Annotated in this window: 24 protein-coding genes; 11 read left to right on the top strand and 13 right to left on the bottom strand. The window is 27.9% G+C overall.

The genetic code is table 11. The annotated features are described in order from the left end of the window. On the bottom strand, nucleotides 1-1,089 hold the full coding sequence (locus DB318_RS04380) for an AI-2E family transporter (RefSeq protein WP_151060687.1): 1,089 nt from the start codon (nucleotides 1,087-1,089) through the stop codon (nucleotides 1-3). A 386-nt stretch (nucleotides 1,090-1,475) separates the two neighbouring features. Here DB318_RS04380 and cdaA point away from each other — a divergent pair, with 386 nt between their 5' ends. The 7 genes from cdaA to priA are packed head-to-tail and all read left to right on the top strand — an operon-like array spanning nucleotide 1,476 to nucleotide 7,786. After that, nucleotides 1,476-2,246: a diadenylate cyclase CdaA gene (gene cdaA / locus DB318_RS04375; RefSeq protein WP_151074357.1), complete on the top strand. Its 771-nt coding sequence runs from the start codon at nucleotides 1,476-1,478 to the stop codon at nucleotides 2,244-2,246. 4 nt (nucleotides 2,247-2,250) lie between these two features. Beyond that, nucleotides 2,251-3,255 (top strand): YbbR-like domain-containing protein, encoded by a 1,005-nt coding sequence (locus DB318_RS04370; protein WP_151060685.1) that lies wholly within the window; start codon nucleotides 2,251-2,253, stop codon nucleotides 3,253-3,255. After that, entirely contained in the window at nucleotides 3,252-3,626 is a 375-nt protein-coding gene (acpS, locus tag DB318_RS04365) for a holo-ACP synthase (RefSeq protein ID WP_151060684.1), read from the top strand. The genes DB318_RS04370 and acpS overlap by 4 nt, the downstream gene beginning before the upstream one ends. Before the next feature lie 3 nt (nucleotides 3,627-3,629). Further along, on the top strand, nucleotides 3,630-4,469 hold the full coding sequence (locus DB318_RS04360) for a DUF2225 domain-containing protein (RefSeq protein WP_151060683.1): 840 nt from the start codon (nucleotides 3,630-3,632) through the stop codon (nucleotides 4,467-4,469). Further along, nucleotides 4,470-5,213: a tRNA pseudouridine(38-40) synthase TruA gene (gene truA, locus DB318_RS04355; protein ID WP_151074356.1), complete on the top strand. Its 744-nt coding sequence runs from the start codon at nucleotides 4,470-4,472 to the stop codon at nucleotides 5,211-5,213. Further along, complete coding sequence (locus DB318_RS04350) at nucleotides 5,206-5,802, top strand: uracil-DNA glycosylase family protein (protein WP_151074355.1); 597 nt, start codon at nucleotides 5,206-5,208, stop codon at nucleotides 5,800-5,802. The genes truA and DB318_RS04350 overlap by 8 nt, the downstream gene beginning before the upstream one ends. Next, on the top strand, nucleotides 5,795-7,786 hold the full coding sequence (gene priA / locus DB318_RS04345) for a replication restart helicase PriA (RefSeq protein WP_151074354.1): 1,992 nt from the start codon (nucleotides 5,795-5,797) through the stop codon (nucleotides 7,784-7,786). The genes DB318_RS04350 and priA overlap by 8 nt, the downstream gene beginning before the upstream one ends. Here priA and udk read toward each other — a convergent pair. Further along, a complete protein-coding gene (udk, locus tag DB318_RS04340; protein ID WP_151060679.1) occupies nucleotides 7,783-8,403 on the bottom strand; it encodes a uridine kinase in 621 nt (206 codons plus the stop codon). The genes priA and udk overlap by 4 nt on opposite strands. Next, entirely contained in the window at nucleotides 8,403-8,777 is a 375-nt protein-coding gene (locus DB318_RS04335; protein ID WP_151060678.1) for a rhodanese-like domain-containing protein, read from the bottom strand. The genes udk and DB318_RS04335 overlap by 1 nt, the downstream gene beginning before the upstream one ends. 131 nt (nucleotides 8,778-8,908) lie before the next feature. On the opposite strand from DB318_RS04335, the gene DB318_RS04330 reads away from it, so the two are divergent. Beyond that, on the top strand, nucleotides 8,909-9,868 hold the full coding sequence (locus tag DB318_RS04330; protein WP_151060677.1) for a YitT family protein: 960 nt from the start codon (nucleotides 8,909-8,911) through the stop codon (nucleotides 9,866-9,868). 2 nt (nucleotides 9,869-9,870) lie between these two features. On the opposite strand, the gene DB318_RS04325 is transcribed toward DB318_RS04330, so the two are convergent. From DB318_RS04325 to ruvA, 6 genes are all read right to left on the bottom strand, one after another. Beyond that, nucleotides 9,871-10,851: an RluA family pseudouridine synthase gene (locus DB318_RS04325; protein ID WP_151060676.1), complete on the bottom strand. Its 981-nt coding sequence runs from the start codon at nucleotides 10,849-10,851 to the stop codon at nucleotides 9,871-9,873. Nucleotide 10,852: 1 nt separating this feature from the next. Continuing rightward, nucleotides 10,853-11,365 (bottom strand): hypothetical protein, encoded by a 513-nt coding sequence (locus tag DB318_RS04320; protein ID WP_151060675.1) that lies wholly within the window; start codon nucleotides 11,363-11,365, stop codon nucleotides 10,853-10,855. 7 nt (nucleotides 11,366-11,372) lie between these two features. Further along, nucleotides 11,373-13,040, bottom strand: a complete 1,668-nt coding sequence (locus DB318_RS04315; protein WP_151060674.1) for a diphosphate--fructose-6-phosphate 1-phosphotransferase — start codon at nucleotides 13,038-13,040, stop codon at nucleotides 11,373-11,375. A 66-nt stretch (nucleotides 13,041-13,106) separates the two neighbouring features. Continuing rightward, nucleotides 13,107-14,147 (bottom strand): tRNA preQ1(34) S-adenosylmethionine ribosyltransferase-isomerase QueA, encoded by a 1,041-nt coding sequence (gene queA, locus DB318_RS04310; protein ID WP_151060673.1) that lies wholly within the window; start codon nucleotides 14,145-14,147, stop codon nucleotides 13,107-13,109. Further along, complete coding sequence (ruvB, locus tag DB318_RS04305) at nucleotides 14,122-15,165, bottom strand: Holliday junction branch migration DNA helicase RuvB (protein ID WP_151060672.1); 1,044 nt, start codon at nucleotides 15,163-15,165, stop codon at nucleotides 14,122-14,124. The genes queA and ruvB overlap by 26 nt, the downstream gene beginning before the upstream one ends. Nucleotides 15,166-15,209: 44 nt before the next feature. After that, on the bottom strand, nucleotides 15,210-15,800 hold the full coding sequence (ruvA, locus tag DB318_RS04300; RefSeq protein ID WP_151060671.1) for a Holliday junction branch migration protein RuvA: 591 nt from the start codon (nucleotides 15,798-15,800) through the stop codon (nucleotides 15,210-15,212). 66 nt (nucleotides 15,801-15,866) lie between these two features. Here ruvA and DB318_RS04295 point away from each other — a divergent pair, with 66 nt between their 5' ends. Further along, nucleotides 15,867-17,006, top strand: coding sequence for a PQQ-dependent sugar dehydrogenase (locus tag DB318_RS04295; protein WP_151060670.1), 1,140 nt, complete (start codon nucleotides 15,867-15,869; stop codon nucleotides 17,004-17,006). 14 nt (nucleotides 17,007-17,020) lie between these two features. Here the strand turns inward: DB318_RS04295 and DB318_RS04290 are convergent, their stop codons facing one another. Both DB318_RS04290 and DB318_RS04285 read right to left on the bottom strand, forming a co-directional pair. Continuing rightward, complete coding sequence (locus DB318_RS04290; protein WP_151060669.1) at nucleotides 17,021-17,752, bottom strand: YebC/PmpR family DNA-binding transcriptional regulator; 732 nt, start codon at nucleotides 17,750-17,752, stop codon at nucleotides 17,021-17,023. After that, a complete protein-coding gene (locus DB318_RS04285; protein ID WP_172964380.1) occupies nucleotides 17,753-18,658 on the bottom strand; it encodes a bifunctional 5,10-methylenetetrahydrofolate dehydrogenase/5,10-methenyltetrahydrofolate cyclohydrolase in 906 nt (301 codons plus the stop codon). Nucleotides 18,659-18,807: 149 nt separating this feature from the next. Between DB318_RS04285 and DB318_RS04280 the strand changes: the two genes are divergently transcribed. Together DB318_RS04280 and bamB are read left to right on the top strand one after the other, a co-directional pair. After that, a complete protein-coding gene (locus DB318_RS04280) occupies nucleotides 18,808-19,446 on the top strand; it encodes a BB0027 family outer member beta-barrel protein (RefSeq protein WP_151073806.1) in 639 nt (212 codons plus the stop codon). A gap of 7 nt (nucleotides 19,447-19,453) precedes the next feature. Continuing rightward, entirely contained in the window at nucleotides 19,454-20,503 is a 1,050-nt protein-coding gene (gene bamB / locus DB318_RS04275; RefSeq protein WP_151060666.1) for an outer membrane protein assembly factor BamB, read from the top strand. On the opposite strand, the gene DB318_RS04270 is transcribed toward bamB, so the two are convergent. Both DB318_RS04270 and lepB read right to left on the bottom strand, forming a co-directional pair. Further along, nucleotides 20,489-20,920, bottom strand: a complete 432-nt coding sequence (locus DB318_RS04270) for a DUF188 domain-containing protein (protein ID WP_151073805.1) — start codon at nucleotides 20,918-20,920, stop codon at nucleotides 20,489-20,491. The two genes, bamB and DB318_RS04270, sit on opposite strands and share 15 nt — an antisense overlap. Then, nucleotides 20,910-21,545 carry a signal peptidase I gene (gene lepB / locus DB318_RS04265; RefSeq protein WP_151074353.1) on the bottom strand — a complete coding sequence of 212 codons (636 nt, stop codon included), beginning with the start codon at nucleotides 21,543-21,545 and terminating at the stop codon, nucleotides 20,910-20,912. The genes DB318_RS04270 and lepB overlap by 11 nt, the downstream gene beginning before the upstream one ends. Nucleotide 21,546: the final 1 nt, after the last annotated feature.

Genomic DNA, 21,546 nt, shown 5'->3' with positions numbered 1-21,546 from the left:
TCAAATCTCCTCGTCATTGCCTGAAACATGGCTAATATTGTTTAAAATCTCAGAACCACCTAAAAATACAGAAAAAGACTTTAACCAGCTTACATTATCAACTATTACCTTTACAATCACAGTAAAAGGATAGGCTATTAAAAGACCCACAATACCCCAAAGCCATCCCCAAAAAAACAAAAAACATAAAAGCAAAAATGGTGAAATATCAAGTCTTTTCCCCTGCATTTTTGGCTCAAGAATATTACCAATCAACATTTGAACAGAAGTATTGTATATAAAAATATAAAGCACTATGTTTAAATTTGGATAAAATTGGATTAAAGATGTTATTACAATAAAAAACACAGCTAATATTGATCCAATGCTGGGAATAAAATTGAAAACAAAGGTAATAACTGCCCAAACAAGAGGAAAATCTTGTCCAAACAAAGTTAATCCAATAAACACTAAAATACCTGTTAAGCAGCTCATAAGAATTTTTATCCCTAAATATTTACCAATTTGATTATTAATCGTATCTAGAGCCCCAATAAATCTAGTAGATACTCGCTTTTTAAAAGCTTTATCTAGTTTCATTCCAAAAACATGTATTTCTGAAAGCAAAAAATACAACAATAAAAAGACTACTACTAAGCTACTTGTAAATCCAATAATCTCATTAGAAGCTCTTGTTAAAAACGAATAAATGTAACCAGAGAAATTCATATCATTAATAACAGAGCTATCAACTTTATATCGACTAAGCACATCTTTCATAATAAATGCCAATTGATTTTGATAGTAGGGCAATTGCCTCATTAAAACAGTAACACTATAATAAACAAAACTAAAAATCAAATAAGAAAAAGAAAATAATAAAAAAAATATAATAAAAACTATTAAAAATTTTGGAACTTTGAATCTTGCCAAAAAAGTATAAACGGGATAAACTAAAAATCCCAACACTATGGAAATAGCTAAAGGTTTAAATACAGTTTCTGCTATTTTAAACACCCCAATAAATATTAAAACTATAACAATAAAATAAAAAACGGATTCTACTCTCCAAGGCCTTAGCCCTTGATTTGTATTTAAATCTTTAAACATACTCCCTCTTTTCGTTTTTTACTGTTTTTATCAACCAAACATAAACAAAAATAAATTAATGAATTAATATGCTCAAGCAAATTTTCTCCATTATTCAATTATATAGCTTAGTGCCCTTACTATAATTAGCTTCAACAAAAGCTCCCATTCTATTCTCATAAAACTAATTTTTTTGCATTATTATCATTTTCATGATGCACTTGCTGCACATTACCATAAATAAGAGTACTATCAAAATCGAATATTAAAGCTATAATATTTTCTTTTTCATTCATAAATTTAAAAACAATTTAATTTAATAATTGTAAACTGTGCTTATTTATATATTTTATATTATACTAATATAGATTAATAAGTACAGTGTTTTAACATTGAGTAGAAAATTCGTGATAGACATAAATGATTTAAACCAAATAAAAGATACTTTTTCAAGAATTTTAGATCTAAGCTTAATTAGCATCCTGGTATACTACATATATAAAAACGTAATCAATTCTTATTCCACAAATCTACTAAAAGGAATATTAATCATCATCTCTATAGGAATTATCTCGTATTATTTAAATCTTTATACCATTAGTTGGCTATTAAATTATATAGCCAATATATTACCAATAGCAATAGTAATACTTTTTAATCAAGAAATAAAAAAAATAATAATGCAAATTGGAAATTTCAATTTAGCTTTTAAGCTTTCAAATAAAAAAGAAGAAACTTTAAAAGTCATTTCTGAAATCCTAAAAGCAGTTAAACACTTATCTGAAAACAAATCTGGCAGCCTAATATGCATTGAAAAAAAAATACAACTGGAGCAAATAATAAACAAAGGAACTAAAATTGATGCGCTAATCTCTAGTGAGCTGCTAATATCACTATTTGAACGCGAAACCCCTCTTCACGACGGAGCTGTAATAATTAGTAAAAATAAATTAAAATATGCAGGCTCATTTTTACCGTTATCTAATGTTGATTCTATTAGTAAAGCATTTGGAACAAGGCATAGAGCAGGACTTGGGATTTCTGAAAATTCTGATGCAATAACAATAATAACCTCCGAAGAGACCGGATCTATCTCTATTACAATCAATGCAAAATTGGAATACAACTTAAGTTTAAACGAAATTAGAAATAAATTAAATCTCGAGCTAATAGAGTAAAATAATGAAAATAAGCAAAAAAATAACAAATATAATAAAATTACTATTTGATGATTGGCAAAATAAAGCCATTTCTATTTTAATAGCTATTTTAATGTTTGTAGCGTTTCATTTCAATAAAATAGAATCAATAACAACTGAAAAAGAATTTAAAATCATCTTAAATGATCAAATAGCTCTTGGAAAAATTCCCGACTTTAGCAAAGTCAAGGTTACAATAAAAGTCAATAAAGATGACTTAAAATACCTTGATCTTAATAAAATAATATTATTTATTGAAGCATCAAAAATAAAGATTCCTGGAAAATATAAGCTACCAATAAAAATAAAAAATCTTAACTCAATACACATTTCAGAATATAAACTTTCAAAAACAAATGTATTCTTAAGTCTTGATAGCAAAATCTCTAAATTAGTTAAAATAGAACCTAAGTTTAAACTTATAGAAAAAGATGGCAAAGGCGAATATTTTATTGCAAAATACAATATATTGCCTGAACATTTATTAGTATGTGGGCCTGAACAAGAACTCAAAAAAATAAATACTATTCAAACCAACGTAAAAGAATTTGATACGAGAACCTTATTTGTATCAGATTATCTTGAAGTAGTTCCTCCAAATCCTCTAGTTATGCTTGAAAAAAGTCATGTGGTGATCAATATTTATTTAAACAAAAAATATTCAAATACAACAATAAAATCTCCTAATCTTATTTTTAATAATCTAAAAAATAGTCTTGCGATTAAAGATAAAGAAAAAATAATAAACTCAGAAAACAAAATGTTTATAAAAATAAAAACAAGGCTTTCTGAAAAACAAATTAAAACCCATATAAACAATCAAAATATAAGCCTTGCTTTTGATTTGGCAAATATAAACACCCCTGGAATTTACAACATTCCCACAAATATAATTCTTAAAGAGAATATCAATGAAACAGAAATATATGATTATGAGCCCAAGAAAATAAAACTAGAAATAATTGAAAGCTCGGAGATCAAGCAATGAAGTCAATAGGGTGTGATATAATAAAAGTTGAAAGATTTAAAAATTTTTTGGAAAATAGAAAAAAAATGGAGAGATTCTTTACGCATAAAGAAATTGAAAATTTTAAATTAAAAGGGAAAAGCATTATAGAAAGTTTAGCTGGAAAATTTGCAGCTAAAGAATCTTTAATTAAAGCATTAAGTCCACTGTTGCAACATAAAATACCTTATAGTCTTAAAGATATTGAAGTAATAAAATCTTTAAAAGGGAATGCAAAGTTTTATTTGCATAATGAAATTGAAAAATTTGCAATAAAAATGAATTTAAAGCTATACCTAACAATATCCCATGAAAAGGAGTACGCTATTGCATTTGTAATAGTAGAAAATTAATTCATGAAAAAAATATCATATTTTACAAAAGAAAAAATTGAATGTCCTATATGCTCTTTTAAATTTCAAAAAGAAGAACTTTTGACTGGGAGTAGTAGATTAATAGCTGGAGAGTTAAAAATTGATCTAAAAAGAGAATATACAAAAAATGCCAAATATGGCAATATTTATCCTAGAATATATTCTGTAACAGTATGTCCAAAATGCTACTTTGCAACATTCCCAAGCGAATTTAATTCAATCTCTAAAAACAAAAAAGAAATTTTGCAAAATAAAAAATCTGAAAGAAGAAAAATAAATGCAATTTTTGATGATATGATTAACTTCAACAAATCTAGAACATTAAAAGAAGGAGCTGCAAGTTATATTCTTGCTATGCTATGTTATGAACATCTTGAAAAGAATCATAACCCAACGTTAAATCAAGCAAAATCAGCAATAAGAGCTGCTTGGACATTTGAAGACCTTGAAAAAGAAGAACCGGGGAAAAACTATAATTATCTTCAAAAGATATTCTACCACAAAGCTGCATATCTTTATAAACTAGTTATCGAAAAAGATAAAGACAATTCAGAACCTGTTAGCGCATCAACCATATTTGGTCCAGATACAGATAAAAATTATGGCTATGATAGTGTTCTCTACTTATCAGGTCTTCTAGAATACTTTTACGGAAATAAAGATAATAAAGAATATAGATACAAGCAATTAAACGATATAAAAACCACTCTTTCTAAAATAGCAGGAATGGGCAAATCTTCAAAAGAAAAGCCTTCAATACTTTTAGATAAAATCAAAGAAGTTTACTTTAAAATATCAAAGGAAATGAAAAATATTAAATAAATGAAAAAAATATTAGCTGAAATAGCTTATGACGGATCTATATACCATGGATTTCAAATACAACCAACAAAACCCACAGTTCAAGGAGAAATTGAAAAAGCTCTAATGAAAATCAACAAAAAAAAAGTAAAGATTCATTCATCTGGAAGAACAGATAAAGGAGTTCATGCAAAAAGACAAATAATAACTTTTGATATTAATATCAATATTCGGCTAAATAATCTAAAAAGAGCTTTAAATGCAATTTTATTAAAAAAAAATATAAAAATACTAAACCTCAAGCATGTTGTTAAAAATTCATTTCATCCACGTTTTAACGCCCAAAAAAGAAAATACAGTTACTGTATATTAAACAGTAATAACTACTATCCCTGGGAAGGCTATCAAGCTCACTATGTAAATAAAAAACTAAACATAAATAATTTAAACCAAATGGCTAAAGCATTAATTGGGAACCATGATTTTACCACATTTTCATGCATAAAAGATAAAAGCAAATCCAAATTTAGGTATATATATTTTGCTAAATTTAAAAAAAGAGGGAAATATATTATTTTTGAAATAATAGGATCTTCTTTTTTATGGAAAATGGTAAGATCAATAATAGGCACAATGCTAGATATTGAAATAAAAAACGAATCAATTTCTACTTTTGAAACAATACTAAAATCAAAAAATAGAACCCTTGCAAGAACAACCGCACCCGCAAATGCTTTATTTTTAGATAAGGTTTACTATGAATAACAATATTTTAACTAAAAAACTCTTTTTACTTAAAATATTGAAAAATAATATCGAAGGCAAAATTACAGAAAATTTTGAAAAAATAGATAATGAAATTAAACAAAAAATAGAAAAAGCTAAAAATGTTGCAATTTTTCAAAAAAATGAAAATAGAAAACCTATAGAAGTATCTGCTAAAAACAAAAATTTAACGAACCTATTATCAAATAATAGCTTACAAGAAAAAAGTATCGACAATTATATCATAATATATGTAAACAAAAACCATCTCAACGAACCTTCAAAAGATACTATAACAAAATGGTGCAAAAGCATAAACATAGACAATTATAAAATAATAGATACTATTGAATCACTTAACTTAGAAATCAGTAATAAAATTCCTAAAGCAATTTTATCTTGCGAAGAAATAGATTTTTTCTTAAATAAACCATTAAGAATTCAAATTGTAAGAGGAATAGAACTAAGATTTAAAGGTATTCCATTAGTTTTTACACACCTTCCTATAAATCAAATAAAAAATCCAGAATTAAAAAAAGAAATATGGCAAGATTTAAAAATAATAAAAGGCATAATAAAATATGGCTGAACATTATCATTCAACTTATTACTATGAAATTGCAATAAATATTCCTTTAAATAAACTTTTCTTTTATAGGTTCAACTTGAATCTAGAAATTGGAATAAGAGTAATGGTTAATTTTAATGGCTCCAATAAAATTGGAATAATCATTAAAAAATATTTTGAAAACGAATTTAAAGAAAATTTTGAATTCAAAATAAAAGAAATTATTAAAATAATAGATAAAACTAAGATAATAACAGAACATAACATTATTTTAGCACATTGGATTAGTAAAAAAACATTTTCAGGATTTGGAGAAACCTTATTCTTTGGATTGCCCAAAAATTCAAAATCTAAAAAAAATCAAACATTGCCTTCAATAAATGATGAGTATCTGTATCCGGATCATAAAAAGCACCTTCAATTAAACAACGAACAACAAAATATTTACAAAGAAATTATTGAATCAGAAAAAACTAATGTTTTTTACCTTTTTGGAATACCTGGATCTGGAAAAACTGAAATATTTATCAAATTGTGTGAATACTACTTAACACTAGAACAACAAGTACTTTTCTTGATTCCTGAAATATCATTGGGATACCAAATAATAAAAAGAATGAAATATGGATTAAATATGCACCATAAAATTTATGAATATAACTCTAAAGTTTCAAATTCTAATAAAAATTTAATATGGAATAAAGTCAAAAATGGAGAAAGCCTAGTTGTTATTGGCATTAAAAGTGTGCTAATGCTACCTTTTACCAAATTAAAATTAATAATTATGGATGAAGAACACGAGACTACGTACAAATCTGAAAATATTCCAAGATTTCATTCAAGACACATATCATTTTTTTTACAAAAAAAATTTAATGCTAAATTTATAATGGGAAGTGCAACGCCTTCTCTTGAAGCATATCACGCAATGAAACACAACCAAATAAAAAAAATTATAATGCAAAACAAATTTTCTCAAAGCAAAATAGAAGATATAAAAATAATAAATATGAAAAAAGAACCTAGTGCAATTTCATCAGAACTATTGTACAGTATACAAAAAAGTTTAAATGAAAAAAGACAATCTTTAATTTTCATTAATAAAAGAGGATACCTAAAAAATCTTGAATGCAGAGAATGTGGGCATACAATTTATTGCCCAAATTGCTCATTCGGTCTGATTTATCACAAAAAGGAAAACAAACTTTTATGTCACTATTGTAGCTATAAAACAAAAACAGCAAACCATTGCCCTCAATGTGAATCAAAAGACATTAAATACAAAACTTATGGAATTCAACTTGTTGAAAAAGAATTAAAAAAATTCTTGCCAAATGCTAAAATTGCACGAATAGATTCTGATCTTACAAAAATAGAAAATATAGATTCAATAAGTAAGTTTGAAAACAAAGAAATAGACATACTTATCGGAACACAAATAATCGCAAAAGGATTCAATTTTGAAAATATAAAAACACTGGGTATAATTAACGCAGACATTGGAATGGGATTACCTGATTTTAGAAGCAGCGAAAGAATTTTTACAACACTCTCACAGATTATGGGAAGAGTAGCAAGATTTAAAGATGACAACACAATTATCGTACAAACAAAAAATCCCGATTATTATGCTATAAAATATGCTTATAAGAACCAATATAAACAATTTTATGAACAAGAACTAGATATAAGAAAAAAATTAAACTATCCTCCGTTTAACAAAATTATTAGAATAATATTTAGAAGCAAAAATGAAGAATCTGTTAAAAAAAAATGTTGGGAATTTTTTGAAAAATCTAAAGAATTTTTGCAAGAAGGAATTGAATACTTAGGCCCATCAGAAGCTATTATGAAAAAAATATCTAAAAACTACAGGTATAATATAATATATTTGTCAAAATCCTACAGCTTACTCGAAGAACTAGTCAACAAAACAAGAGAAAAGATAAAAATAACAAACACTGTTTATATTGAAATAGATTATTACCCAATATCATTAATTTAGATAAAATCTAGCCCTTCTTTACTCAAAGACTTGAGAAACGTTGAAAGCACATAAAGCGCTTTATCATTGTGACCTCCCTCAGGAATAATAAGATCAGCATATTCTTTGGTGGGCTCAATAAACCTATAATAACCCCATCTAGTGGTGCTCAAATATTGATCAATAACCGACTCTAAAGTACGTCCTCTTTTAGAAATATCTCTCCTTAAACGTCTAATAAATCTAATATCATTTGGAGTATCAATATATATTTTAAGATCTATTAAATTTCTTACTCTCTCTTCAACAAAAATCATAATACCTTCAACAATAATAACAGGGGTCGGAACAACCAAAAGGGTTTTAAGTTGCCTTTTATGATTAATAAAGTCATAAAGAGGCATATCTATGGGACTATTTTTTTTTAAATTTTTTAAATGTTCATAAAACAAATTATTATCAAAAGCATCCGGATGATCAAAATTTACCTTAGAAAACTCATATTCATAATCACCTACACTCTTATAATAATTATCTTGAGAAATAAGGACAAACTCCGGAATAAACTCACTAATTTTGCTTACAACTGTAGTTTTTCCACTTCCAGAACCACCAGATATCCCAATAATCTTAGCCATCAACCAACTTCTTTTTTTTCTGTTTGTGGCATATCTTTTAAAGTACCAGCTACAAACACATTCTTAAATCCCATGCTTTTTAAAACTTTTTTAGCCTCGTAAGACTTATTAAAACTTTTACCATAAACAATTATTTGGGATTCAAAATCACCCAATTTATCCTTTTTAGCAAATAAATTATTAAAAGGAATGTTGATCGATTTCAAATAATGAGACTTACTATATTCTTTGGGGGACCTAATATCCAAAATTTTTGCTCCGTTTTTGATTTTTTCCAACAAAAACAGATTAACCCTTTTCATCCTAAGAATGATAAAAACCCAAACATAAAAAAAAAGCAGAACTACTAATACTATAAATTTTGTATAATTCATCGCCATAGTTTTCATGAACATAATATCAAAAAAAATAAAAAAAGGGAATAAAATTGTTTTTTTTGCAAAATTAATATAGAATTCAAGTAAATTGCTAACTTACATAACCTAAAAGTAATTCTAGAGTCAAGATGAAGAAGAAAAAAAAGATAAGTTGTCGCAGAATTAAAAAAAAACTCAAGCTATTATCCATAATACTAGCAAAAAAATTTAAAACTATAGCTAAAAATCCTAAATTAATATTTGATAGCACAATGCAAATAACCTTAGGCTCTGCATTAATGGCAATTTCAACAAATGTTTTATATATTCCTCATGGACTTCTTAGTGGAGGGATTGGAGGCATTTCATTAATGCTGCATTACCTGCTAAGCTTCAATTTAGGGTGGACAATATTTGCATTAAACATCCCATTATTTATTATTGGAATAAAATTCCTAAATATAACATTTATCATTCAAAGCTGGATTTCAATGGGATTATATTCTATTATCATAAACTATTCCCAGTTTTTACAAAATAAAATACATCTTAATGATATGATGCTTGTATCAATACTAGCCGGAATTATTTCTGGACTTGGGCTTGGACTAATATTTAAAGGTAAAGGATCTTCAGGGGGATCAGATATAATTGCAATGATCATTAAAGAAAAATATTCAATTAGTATTGGAACAACAAACTTCATAGTTAATCTAGCGGTATTAATACTTGCAACCTTTTTCTTTAATATTGAAATCGCTCTTTATACACTAATAGCATCATTTGTAACGTCTATCATGACAGACAAAACAAGCACCGGATTTGGCAATCAAAAGGCGATATTAATCATTTCGGATAAAGGAAAAGAGATTGCTTATCTTCTTACAAATAAGTTAAAATTAGCCGCCACATTAATGGAAGGAAAAGGAGCTTGGGCAGGAACAGAAAAAACCATAGTATTCATAGTAGTTCCAATAATGCGTCTGTCAAGAATTAAGTATATATCACAAAAAGTTGATCCAAATTGCTTCATTACTGTTATTAATACTAATGAAATCACTGGGGGCAGAATAATAACCAATTCAGTCTCATTAAAACAAGAAATTTAAAATTAAAAATCTTTTAAAAAAAGGACCAAATTATCAATAATCAAAGTTAATTCATCACTCTTATAAAAATTTGACAAAAAAATAACAAATCTTTTGGGAAATTCAGAAATGAACTTCTTGAAAGAATTTTTTCCAACATCAATTTCAAGCTTATAAGAATGAAGCATTAAAGTTATTTTTTTAAAACTACCATCTACTCTGCCATAAACCTCATCTCCCAATATTGGAAAATTAAGATATTTCATATGAACTCTCAATTGATGTGTACGCCCGGTTTTAGGTTTTAAAGCTAAAAGAGAATATCCCCCAAAATTAAGCAACAATCTATATTCTGTTAATGCTTTTTTACCCCTATCTTTAGAAACACTAAATTTTTTCCTATTATATTTATCTCTATCTATAAAAGATTCGATACTTCCAAAAAAACTATTAAAATTACCCTTAACAATTGCAATGTAAACTTTATTTGTCCTTTTATCTTTAAATTGCTGAGCTAAAAACCCTAAAGTATTAATGTTTTTTGCACAAATCAGCACTCCAGAAGTATCTTTATCCAATCTATGAACAATTCCGGGTCTAACTTTTTCTTCATTAAAATTAATTTTCAATCTCTTTATATGGTATAAAAGAAAATTTACAACAGTATCATCCCAATGCGATATTCCAGGATGACTTAAAATTCCTTGTGGTTTATTCAAAACAATAATATTAGAATCTTCATAAATAATAGTAATGGGTATATTCTTGGGCTTAAGACAATCAATTTGACTACTTTCTTCGTCAAATTCAATCAACATTTCATCATCCTTAAAAACAGGCTTAGACAATTTTATCTTAAAAAACTTTCCATTACTCTTTTTAAACGCTTCCACATTTCTTCTTTTAATTTGACTTCTAGTAAAAACTTCCAAATTGTTTGATAAGTAAAGATCCAATCTTAAAGCATTTTCTTTGACAGTAAATTCTTTCTTAAGTCTTATCATATCACTGGAGAAAATAATCAATCAAAGCAATAGTTAAGGCAGCTACAGCCCCAATGGAAGCTGAAATAATAAATTTTTTATAAATTTCATCTTTAGAAAAACTAGGACCACTTGAAAAAGGATATGGAATGTAACTTGCATTCAATCCACTATAAAAATAGTATCCTACATCAAAAAAAAACAAGCTCAAAAATAAAACTATTGGAAAAGATCCAATACTAATTGCTGAAAACCTAAACAAATCTTTTGCTGATTTTGACTTAAGATCATTCTCAAGATTTAAAGCTTTATTTTCTTGAATATTTTTATAAAGAAAAGAATCGTCCTTGTCAGAAACAGATATATTATTTTTTTCTTGAGAAACAAAATTGCCACTGGAAGTTAATTTATCTTGCAATGGCAAATCTTTGGCAATACTTAACTTTAAATAATTAAAATTCAGCTTAGAATAATCAGGTGAATTTGAATAAACATTCAAAACACTAAAAAGCAACAATAAGCTTCCAATAAGCATAAATTTTCTACTTTAATAATTCTAACTTTAAAGTCTCAGTTATTTCATCAATAATCTCAGAAGAACCAAAATACTGTACAGGACCTGGGTATAAATACAGATTATTCAAAGCCCACTTATCACGATTTTCAACAAACTCTTTAAATGGCCTTCCTTCTAAATTAACTAAAGCTTTTTTTATAACAGGTTTTTGCACTCCATACCTTTCTTCCATGTTCATCAACATTGTTAGAGGCACTCCTCCTGCAATCCAATCCGTTGGTTTTGAATTTAAATTTTTTATACAAGACATATAGCCTGTGAGACCATTTAAAATGAGAACAGCAGCATTGTATCCCAAACTGTAGCAATAATCACTATCAAAATTAGAAGGAAAAGCGCTTCTACCTTCATAGCCAAAGAAATGATCAACTGGAATAAAACTTCCCTTATATTCTCCTTTTTTTTTCATATCGCTCAACCTTGATTGAACCATTTCAATAAATAATTTTTCAGTAGGAACTCTTGAAACATTAAAATTCCCATGGGGATCTCTTTCTAAAATTGAATTTACAAGTTCAAATTGAATAAACAAGGGCAAAGATAAATAAACTCCCTTCATATAATCACTAAGCTTAGCAACAAAAACTTCTCTCATTTTTTCAACATTAAGCCCTTTAAACTCAATTTCATTTTTATCAAAAATATTACATAATTCAACCATTAAAGACTTAACTTCTGGAATAAACTCAATTACACCCTCAGGAACTATAACTATTCCAAAATTATCTCCATTCAAAGATCTCTTTAAAATAACAAACACTATTTCATCAACAATCTCAGACAAAGTTTTCTTTTTAGCTAAAACCTCTTCAGACACAATGCAAATGTTTGGATGAGTTTTTAAAGCACATTCTAAAGCAACATGAGATGCACTCCTACCCATAAGTTTAATAAAATGCCAATATTTTTTAGTTGACATAGCATCTCGACATAAATTACCTATCATCTCAGAATAAATCTTTGTAGCAGAATCAAACCCAAATGAAATTTCAATATGATCATTTTTAAGATCAGCATCAATTGTCTTTGGAACTCCAATAACCTGAATATTCTCTCCCTTCTTTTTAAAATACTCTGCAAGAATAGCAGCATTGGTATTCGAATCATCACCACCAATAATAACAATTGCATTAAGATTGTTTTCTTTGGCAACCAATAAAGCTTTGCTGTAATGTTCTTCTGTTTCTATTTTTGTTCTTCCAGAAGATACAATGTCAAAACCTCCAGTATTTCTGTAAGAATTTACTAAACTCTCAGTAAGTTCAATTTTGTCATTCTCTAACAGGCCTAAAGGACCCCCCTTAAATCCAAAAAGTTTTGAATTTGCGTTAAATTTTTTTATTGCATCAAAAATACCAGATATAACATTATGCCCCCCAGGAGCAGGTCCTCCAGAAAGAATAATTCCAATATTTAAAGCTTTTGAAAAAGATAAATTGGACTTACCCTCGGTAAAACTTACAATTGGCAACCCATAAGTATTCTTAAAAAACTCCTTTAAAGCCTGTTTATCTTGGATTGCTTCGGTCTTTTCTCCATAAACTAAACTAATATTTTTAAAATCTTTTTTTAAAATATTTGGCAATTTGGGAATATACTTTTTCCGTTCTTGCTGAAAAAAAGAAGTATTCATAAATTTTCCTCCTAATAAATTAAGACTCTACATAGCTTAAATATTAAAATAATTCACAACTAATATCTATATATGATTTAAAATTAACATAGCATCACCATAAGAAAAAAATTTATACCCTTTATTTATAGCTTCTTCATAAGAGCTAAACACAAAATCTTTGCCTGCAAATGAAGAGACCAGCATTAAAAGAGTAGATTGTGGTGTGTGGAAATTTGTAAAAAGCATGTCAACAAACTTAAAATAATAGTTTTTGCCGGGATAAATAAAAAGATTTGTACTTTGATACCCTGTTTTAAACTTATTAAGTTTATTGTCATAAGATGACTCTAAAGCCCTAAGCGTTGTAGTGCCAATTGATAAAATTTTTTTACCAAGAAATTTCGCATTCTCTAATCTATCGGCCACACAATCTTTTATTAAAAAAGTTTCAAAATGCATCTTATGCTCTTCGACTTTTTTTGATCTTACAGGAAGAAAAGTGCCAAGCCCCACATGAAGAGTAATAAAATCATATTCAATATTATTTTTTTCAAAAGCAGAAAACAAATCTCTACTAAAATGCAACCCTGCGGTTGCAGAAGCTGCAGATCCAACGTATTTAGAATAAACAGTTTGATACCGATCTTCATCTATTTTATCATAACCTCTTTTAATGTAAGGAGGTATAGGAACAAAACCATGTTTTTCAAAATACTCTTCCCAAACATCATTATCAAATTTTAAAACAATCTCACTATTATTTTTTGACAAAATTTTGCCTATTAATCCTTCGGGAAATTTGTAAGCATTGCCAACAATTTGCTTTTTAGACTTAGAAATAAGCGCAGTAAACAAATCAGTACCAATTCTATCCAAAATTAAAAATTCAACATTAACGCCCGTCTCTGATTCTGCATACATTCTTGATTTTCTAACTTTTGAGTTATTAAAAATAATAAAAGTGTCGCTGTTTATATATTTTAAAATATTACTTACAGAATTTTCATGGTAAATTTTTTGCAATTTAGGATCTAGCACCATTAATCTTGAAGAGCCTCTTTTTTCACTCGGATATTGAGCTATTAAAGAATAGGGTAAATTAAAATGAAACTCTTTGGTTTTCATTAGGATCATCCTCTTTCATCTCTAAGTTTAAATGAAGATACGCAAACTCAGTAGCTTTACGACCTCTGTGAGTTCTATTAATAAATCCTTTCATAATTAAATAAGGTTCATAAAAGTCTTCAAGAGAATCTGCCGTTTCCCCCACAGAAATAGCTAAAGTATCAACACCTACAGGCCCCCCATTAAATTTCAATATTAAACTTCTTAAAATATTCCTATCTTGCTCATCAAGACCTTCTCCGTCAATCCTAAGCATTTCAAGTCCAATTGCAACAATGTCACTTGTAACAACTAAGCTTCCAGTTACTTGAGCAATATCTCTTATTCGTCTTAGCAATCTATTTGCTATGCGCGGAGTCCCTCTTGAACTTCTTGCAAGAAGAAAAGCAGCATCATCTTCTATTTCAATATTTAAAATAAGAGAATTTCTCTTTATTATCTCAACAAGCTCTATTTCACTATAAAGTTCAAATCTTGCTGTAATTCCAAATCTCGCGTAAAGTGGAGATGTCACTTTTCCTGGTTTAGTGGTAGCTCCAATCAATGTGAATTTTGGAAGTGGCATTCTAACAGTTCTTGCATTAGCTCCTTGCCCAATTACCCAATCTAGCTCATAATCTTCCATAGCAATACAAAGCATTTCTTCTATTATAGGCCTAAGTCTATGTATTTCATCAATAAATAAAACACCCTTCTCATCAAGACCTGTTAAAATTCCAATAATATCTTTAGGTTTGTCAAAAGCCGGAGCTGAAGTAATTTTAATCGAAGCATTCATCTCAAAGGCAATAATACTTGCAAGAGTAGTTTTTCCAAGGCCTGGTGGGCCACTTAAAAAAACATGATCTAAAGCTTCATCTCTCTCTTTAGAAGCTTTTATAAAAATACTAAGGGTTTCTTTCACATTAACCTGACCTTTGAAATCTTCAAAAACTTTAGGTCTAAGCTCATTTTCACTCTTATCATATAAATAATTTTCATTAGAACTTAAAAAGTTTGTACTATTTTCGTCTTTCATAAACACCTCTTAAAGACTATTTTATAACTACCAAAAGCTAATAATTAATTCGACATTCTTTTTAAAACCTCCTTAAACAAAAACTGCTCCTTTTCAGAGTCTTTTAAATTTGAAAATTCAATTAGATTGCAAGCCTCCTTAAGCTTACTATTTACAATTTTTCTGTCAAATCCCATGCTAACAATCGATTCTTCTAATTCTTTAAATCTAAAAAGACTAGATTCAAGCTCATTATTAATCAAAAGCTTACCCTGAAGATGTAAAAACATTTTACCAGCCATTTTTTTGCCAATGCCTTTGATTTTAGAAACAAGCTCAACATCTTCTCTATCAATAGCGTCCTTAAACTCATTGTACCTTATATTAGAGAGCACTCTTAAAGCGGCTCTTGGCCCTATTCCACTTACTCCAATAAGACTTTTAAAAGTCTCTCTTTCATCTGAATTTAAAAACCCAAAAAGTTTTAATTCATTTTCTCTTGAATAAAGATAGGTAAAAAGTTCAACTTTGTCTAACAACTTAAAATTAGCAAGGCAAAATGCACTAACTAAAAGCTCAAATTCAAAAACATTAGTCATTAAAACCAAACTGGATTCTTTTTTTTCTATAACTTTACCATGAATCTTATTTATCATATAATTAAATTATATTACACAGAAACATCCAATTTAAAACAAAAGCCTCAAATAAAAGGACGATAAATGAAAAATCAATTGCTAAATATCTACTTTCAATTCATTACAAGTATTTTTTTAATCTTATCTATAACTATGACAGCAAAAGAAACAGTAAAAGAACTAAAAGTTCCAAATGGATTTAAAGTCGAAATTTTTTTAAAAAATATAATCGAAAAACCAAGAGGAATTACAAGCGATCAAGATGGCAACATATTCGTAGGGTCTGGAAGTACTTTTGCATACCTTGTAACAAAAAACAAACAAATTTATACCATAGCAAATACACTAAAAAAACCTATTGGTATTGCTTATTGGGATAATAAATTGTATATATCTTCTGTCGATAAAATATATGTGGTTGAAAATGTAAAAGAAGAAATTAATAAAAGCATAAAAGCAAATAAAGATTATAAATGGAAAATGCAAATTTTTTCACTTTTGCCCAAAAATACTACCAAAATGCATTCTGGGCGTTATATTAAAGTGGATCCTAAAAATAACAAATTAATAGTAAACATAGGATCCCAATATAATGCTAAAGTTCCACCAAAAAAAGAAGCAATACTTCTCAGCATTGATTTAGAAACAAAAAAAGAAGAAATAATAGCTTATGGGGTGAGAAACTCAGTTGGATTTGATTTTCATCCAATTAGTAATGAAATATATTTTAGCGACAATGGCCAAGATGGATTGGGAGATAATATTCCCCCAGATGAAATAAACCTAATAATTAAATATAAAGAACATTTTGGATTTCCCTATATGTTTGGGAAAAACCAAAGAAATTACAATTTTTATAATAAAGCCCCCAAAAACACTAAGTTTAGTCCATCTATTTATGAGCTTCCTGCACATGTAGCTCCACTTGGAATACACTTTTACCAAGGCAATAACTTCCCAAAAGAATATATAAATAAATTATTCATAGCAGAACATGGTTCATGGAACAGATCTTCTCCTGTTGGCTATAAAATAACCACACTAGACATTGATCCTAAAAATAGAATAGCAAAAAATTATAAGGTTTTTTTATATGGATTTTTAAAGCCCGATAACTCCAAATTTGGACGCCCTGTTGATATAATCACATATTATGACGGTTCAATTCTTTTTTCAGATGATTTTGGAAATAAAATCTACAGAGTCTACTACAAAAAAATTTGAATAAAACTGTAAAACTAACTTAATTCTTCTGGAATCTCCAAATTATGAATTACTTCTTGAACATCATCAAAGTCTTCAAGCTTTTCAATAAGAAGAATTATTTTTTCTGCTTGCTCTTTGTTTAAAGAAATTTTATTTTCAGGAATTAAAGCTATCTCTGCCACCTCTTCTTTAAATTTAGTTTTTAAAAAAGATAAAACTTTGTCAAAATTATCAGAACTTGTTATGACTTCTGCTTCATTGTTTGAAACTAAAATGTCTTCAGCACCAGCTTCTAATGCAAATTCCATTATTTCATCCTCAAGATATTTTTCTAAATTGTAAACAATAAGCCCCTTTCTGTAAAACATATATGAGACTGAACCTGGAGTACCAAGAGATCCTCCACCTTTTGCAAGAACACTTTTCACATCACTAGAGGTTCTATTTTTATTATCTGTTAAACATTTAACCATTAAAGCTACGCCATAAGGAGCATAAGCCTCATAGGTAATTTCAAAATATTCAACACCCTCATTGTCGCCAATACCCTTTTTTATTGCCTTCTCAATATTATCTTTTGGCATATTAGCAACCTTAGCCTTATTAACAGCGACCCTTAGCCTAGGATTAGATTCAATATCTCCTCCTCCTATTTTAGCTGCAATAGTTATTTCTCTTATTAGCTTTGTAAAAATTTTATTGCGCTTTGCATCAAGAGCACCTTTTTTCCTCTTTATTGTTGACCATTTGCTGTGACCAGACATTTACACCTCCACCAATTTTTCCAACTGATCTAAAATGTCAAACATATTATTATTAATCAAATGAGCTTTAATTGTGTTAAACATTAACATAAGAACCGTAACAGGACCTATTCCCCCCCTAACAGGAGTAATAAATTTAACACAATCTTTAATATTTTCAAAATCTGTATCGCCTGAGAGAATTTTTCCGTTATCACCCTCAATCTCAGAAATGCCAATATCAATCACATAAGGGTTTCCACACAACATACTTTTATCTATCAACTTAGGCTTACCAACAGCAGAAATAATAATATCAGCCTGTCTTAAATAAACATCCAAATAAATGCTTTTACTGTGACAAGCAATAACAGTTGCATCATAAGGCTTTGATGAAAGTAATATTGAAATAGGCCTTCCTACAAGAGAACTTCTGCCAACTACAACAACCGTTTTCCCCGATGTTTTTATCCCTTCATCTCGCAAAATCTTTAATACAGCAAGAGCTGTACAAGGAATAAATCCTTTTTTATCTCCCAAAATCATTTTACCCAAATTAACAAAAGATAAGCCATCAACATCTTTTGAATAAACTATGCTATTTAAAATGGAGTTTAAATCCACACCTTTCAAAAGGGGTAATTGAACAATAATTCCATCTGTACTTAAATTTTTGTTTTCTCTGTTAATTACTTCTAAAATATCGCTTTGAACAGAATTTATAGAAAATTCAATTACTTCAACATTTAAGCCAATCTCTTTTGCAACTCGACTCTTAATTGAAACATAAAGCTTGCTTGCAGGATCATCATTTGCTAAAACTACTTTCAATGAAATTTTATCTCTCAAGTCGTGCTGCTTTAAGAACTCTTTCAATATTAAATAATACCTATTTGCAAAATCCTTCCCATTAAACACAATATTCAAAATATGCCTCTTAAACCCAATAATATTACCTTAATATTATACTTGGATTGTCAATATAAGAAAAGCTAAACTGCTAAATTTCAAATTGTAATTAAATTTATTTTCAACTATAATGAACAAGGATAATAATTTTAAAAGAATGGAGAATAATGAAAAAGTATCTTCTTATAACACTAGTTGCAATCTTGCTAATTGGTGTAAACATAAAAAAAATTGATGCCGCAGCTAATGTTGATAGGCATACAAACTCTACTCTAGGAATAGACTTAAGCGTTGGAATGCCTGTTTTTTACAATGATTTATCAAAAGCTTATCCTACTAATTTATATCCAGGAGGAATTGGGGCAATAAAATATCAGTACCATATTTTAAACAATTTAGCAATTGGGCTTGAACTAAGATATATGTTTAATTTTGACATTAACCATTCTTTTAATATACTAAATCCAGACTCAAGTGTAGGCAAAATTTTTTATAGTGTGCCTATTACATTTTCAATAAACTACATATTTGATATAGGAGAATTATTTCAAATTCCAGTTTTCACAAATATAGGATTTTCTCTTAATACATATGGAGACAGAAATAATAATATTACAAATTTAAGAACTTTTGATGCACTCCCTACAATCTCTTTTGGATCTGGAATTTTATGGAACTTTAACTATAAATGGTCTTTTGGAGCAACAACATCTTGGTGGATGATGTTTGAATTTGGGAATTCTGCTAAAATGGCGCATTTTGCACTTGTATCATTATCAGTTACAGTAAATGTAAATAAATTGTAGGATAAAAATGAAACAAAAATATGAGAACTATTTTAAAAAAAGATTAATTTTAAACCTATTAATATTTTTACTACTAGCATGCTCAAGCGAATCCATATTTTCCCAACTAGGAAATCTACAAAAAATAAAACATGAATATAATATTTTGGGTAGTTCTAGCCCAAGAGGAATTTCTCTAGTAGGAGAAACTCTTTATATTGCAGCCATGCATTTATTTAAAAAAGAAAACGGTAAGATTGAAAAAATTGATTTAAGCAATTCTTATGAGTTTATAAATGACATTGTAAATGTATCTGGGAAAACCTATCTTTTAGCGCAAAATAGAAACGCAGAACTAGAAGTGTGCCAGCTAAATGGAAAAGATTGGACATTAAAATTTAAAAAACCACTAAAAGCATATAAATTCTTAAAATCTGTAGGAAACGATGGCGTAAAAGAAGCATATATTTTAGCTATAGACAAAAATAATAAAAAGAAAATTTTTGATCTAGAAGGAGTTGAAAAAACGCCACCACAAGCTACTGAAAATGACAAATTTTATCAAATGTCAAATGAAGATAAATTAATCACAGGAAGTTCGCTTAAAATATGGCAAATAAATAGCAATACATACACAAGCATAGACTACCAACAAGCCAAAGAAATAATGCCTATTATTAAAACAAGCATTAGAGGCTTTTCTGAAATCTTAGTAATGACTGGTGGCTATAATAATTTAGACACAAAATTTAAAGTGTATTCAAGTGCAAATAATTACACAACACCAATATTTACTCAAGACGAAGTGGGCGAATTTAGCGGCTACTTTGCAAGAGAATTTAATGATGCGATATTAATCGGAAGTAATAATGGATTTGCAGAATTTACAAAAAATAAAGAAGGTGTTTTTGCTTTACAGGCGCCCTCAAAATCTGTAGAACCAGGATCTTATAACGGTTCCCAACTAAGCAAAGCGGGTCTTAACGATATTATTCCTGTATCAAACAACACAATTTACATATTAACACAAGGTAAAGGTTTGTGGAAATTGGAAAACAAAAAATTAACTAAAGAATAAAGAATAAAAATTTGTTATAAATTTATCATATCTAGATTTACTAAAATCTCCATCATAATATTTTTTAATCTTAATTTTCAAATTGAAATTAATTTTAGATCTAAAATACAAATAATTTATATTATTTGTATTAAAAATTTGACCCTCATCATTCATAACCTTAACCTCAAGATCTAAAAGAAGTTTGGCAAAAAAAATATCTCTAGTAATCACAAGACTGTACTTATCTGCCAAATTCAAAATAAATGCATCAACATTGTCTACCACTTCTAAGACAAAATTCTCAGTTTTTTCTAAATTCAAAAACTTATTAGAAACTACAATAAGTTTTGATTTTTTGTACAATATAAATTTTTGTAAAAATTTTATTATTTTAAAATTACAAGAATCAGCATCAACAAAAATTTTATTTAACAATCTTATAGTCCACTACCTTGAAAGCTAAAAAAGAAACAATAGCATTTTTATTAATAGGTCCAAATATTCTAGAATCATTCAAAACACTTAAATTGTCATTTAATAAGAAAATTTCATTTTTTTTCAAAATAAAACACTTTACCACTTCATCTGTATTAAAAAAATTATTTAACTTGTAATAGCTAACCAAATTGCCATTCAAATAATAAAAATCTGTATCCTTTTTATTTACCAGAACATTAAAACCCCTAACATACACAGAATCACCCTGAACAGCTGCTATTCTTGATACTTTATAGCTTGCTCTTTTGAAAATTTTATTTAAAAAAAAGAAATCTTTTATTAAAGTTAATAAAAGATTATCACTTAGCCTAAAATCTTCATAAAGAACAATGTCGTTCATTTTCAAAGGAATAAAAAAAGATGTTATATATGTTGCAACAAAAAATAAACTAGCATTTTTTCTTATTGTTGGCGACATCTCATCACCTTTAATCATAAAAATTTGCAAAACAAACTTTGTGAAAAAAAAATTTAACATTAAAAATGTTAAAACATATTTTAAAAAAATTTTTCTTTGCTTTTTTCTTAAAAGCCTTTGTTCAAAAGTTAAATATGAAGCCACT

Origin of the sequence: [Borrelia] turdi, from assembly GCF_008828755.2 — a bacterium.
GTDB lineage: Bacteria > Spirochaetota > Spirochaetia > Borreliales > Borreliaceae > Borreliella > Borreliella turdi.
The sequence above is the reverse complement of the archived record's forward strand: the minus strand, read 5'-3'. Positions and strand labels throughout refer to the sequence as shown.

What these genes read in the sequence shown, in the direction of transcription:
- DB318_RS04350 (WP_151074355.1), top strand. Translation starts at nt 5,206, where the DNA reads ATGAATAACAATATTTTAACTAAAAAACTCTTTTTACTTAAAATATTG.
- DB318_RS04335 (WP_151060678.1), bottom strand. Translation starts at nt 8,777, where the DNA reads ATGAATTATACAAAATTTATAGTATTAGTAGTTCTGCTTTTTTTTTAT.
- DB318_RS04370 (WP_151060685.1), top strand. Translation starts at nt 2,251, where the DNA reads ATGAAAATAAGCAAAAAAATAACAAATATAATAAAATTACTATTTGAT.
- udk (WP_151060679.1), bottom strand. Translation starts at nt 8,403, where the DNA reads ATGGCTAAGATTATTGGGATATCTGGTGGTTCTGGAAGTGGAAAAACT.
- DB318_RS04280 (WP_151073806.1), top strand. Translation starts at nt 18,808, where the DNA reads ATGAAAAAGTATCTTCTTATAACACTAGTTGCAATCTTGCTAATTGGT.
- queA (WP_151060673.1), bottom strand. Translation starts at nt 14,147, where the DNA reads ATGAAAACCAAAGAGTTTCATTTTAATTTACCCTATTCTTTAATAGCT.
- DB318_RS04380 (WP_151060687.1), bottom strand. Translation starts at nt 1,089, where the DNA reads ATGTTTAAAGATTTAAATACAAATCAAGGGCTAAGGCCTTGGAGAGTA.
- priA (WP_151074354.1), top strand. Translation starts at nt 5,795, where the DNA reads ATGGCTGAACATTATCATTCAACTTATTACTATGAAATTGCAATAAAT.
- DB318_RS04320 (WP_151060675.1), bottom strand. Translation starts at nt 11,365, where the DNA reads ATGCTTATTGGAAGCTTATTGTTGCTTTTTAGTGTTTTGAATGTTTAT.
- DB318_RS04330 (WP_151060677.1), top strand. Translation starts at nt 8,909, where the DNA reads ATGAAGAAGAAAAAAAAGATAAGTTGTCGCAGAATTAAAAAAAAACTC.
- DB318_RS04360 (WP_151060683.1), top strand. Translation starts at nt 3,630, where the DNA reads ATGAAAAAAATATCATATTTTACAAAAGAAAAAATTGAATGTCCTATA.
- bamB (WP_151060666.1), top strand. Translation starts at nt 19,454, where the DNA reads ATGAAACAAAAATATGAGAACTATTTTAAAAAAAGATTAATTTTAAAC.
- ruvA (WP_151060671.1), bottom strand. Translation starts at nt 15,800, where the DNA reads ATGATAAATAAGATTCATGGTAAAGTTATAGAAAAAAAAGAATCCAGT.
- ruvB (WP_151060672.1), bottom strand. Translation starts at nt 15,165, where the DNA reads ATGAAAGACGAAAATAGTACAAACTTTTTAAGTTCTAATGAAAATTAT.
- DB318_RS04315 (WP_151060674.1), bottom strand. Translation starts at nt 13,040, where the DNA reads ATGAATACTTCTTTTTTTCAGCAAGAACGGAAAAAGTATATTCCCAAA.
- DB318_RS04295 (WP_151060670.1), top strand. Translation starts at nt 15,867, where the DNA reads ATGAAAAATCAATTGCTAAATATCTACTTTCAATTCATTACAAGTATT.
- DB318_RS04325 (WP_151060676.1), bottom strand. Translation starts at nt 10,851, where the DNA reads ATGATAAGACTTAAGAAAGAATTTACTGTCAAAGAAAATGCTTTAAGA.
- truA (WP_151074356.1), top strand. Translation starts at nt 4,470, where the DNA reads ATGAAAAAAATATTAGCTGAAATAGCTTATGACGGATCTATATACCAT.
- DB318_RS04290 (WP_151060669.1), bottom strand. Translation starts at nt 17,752, where the DNA reads ATGTCTGGTCACAGCAAATGGTCAACAATAAAGAGGAAAAAAGGTGCT.
- acpS (WP_151060684.1), top strand. Translation starts at nt 3,252, where the DNA reads ATGAAGTCAATAGGGTGTGATATAATAAAAGTTGAAAGATTTAAAAAT.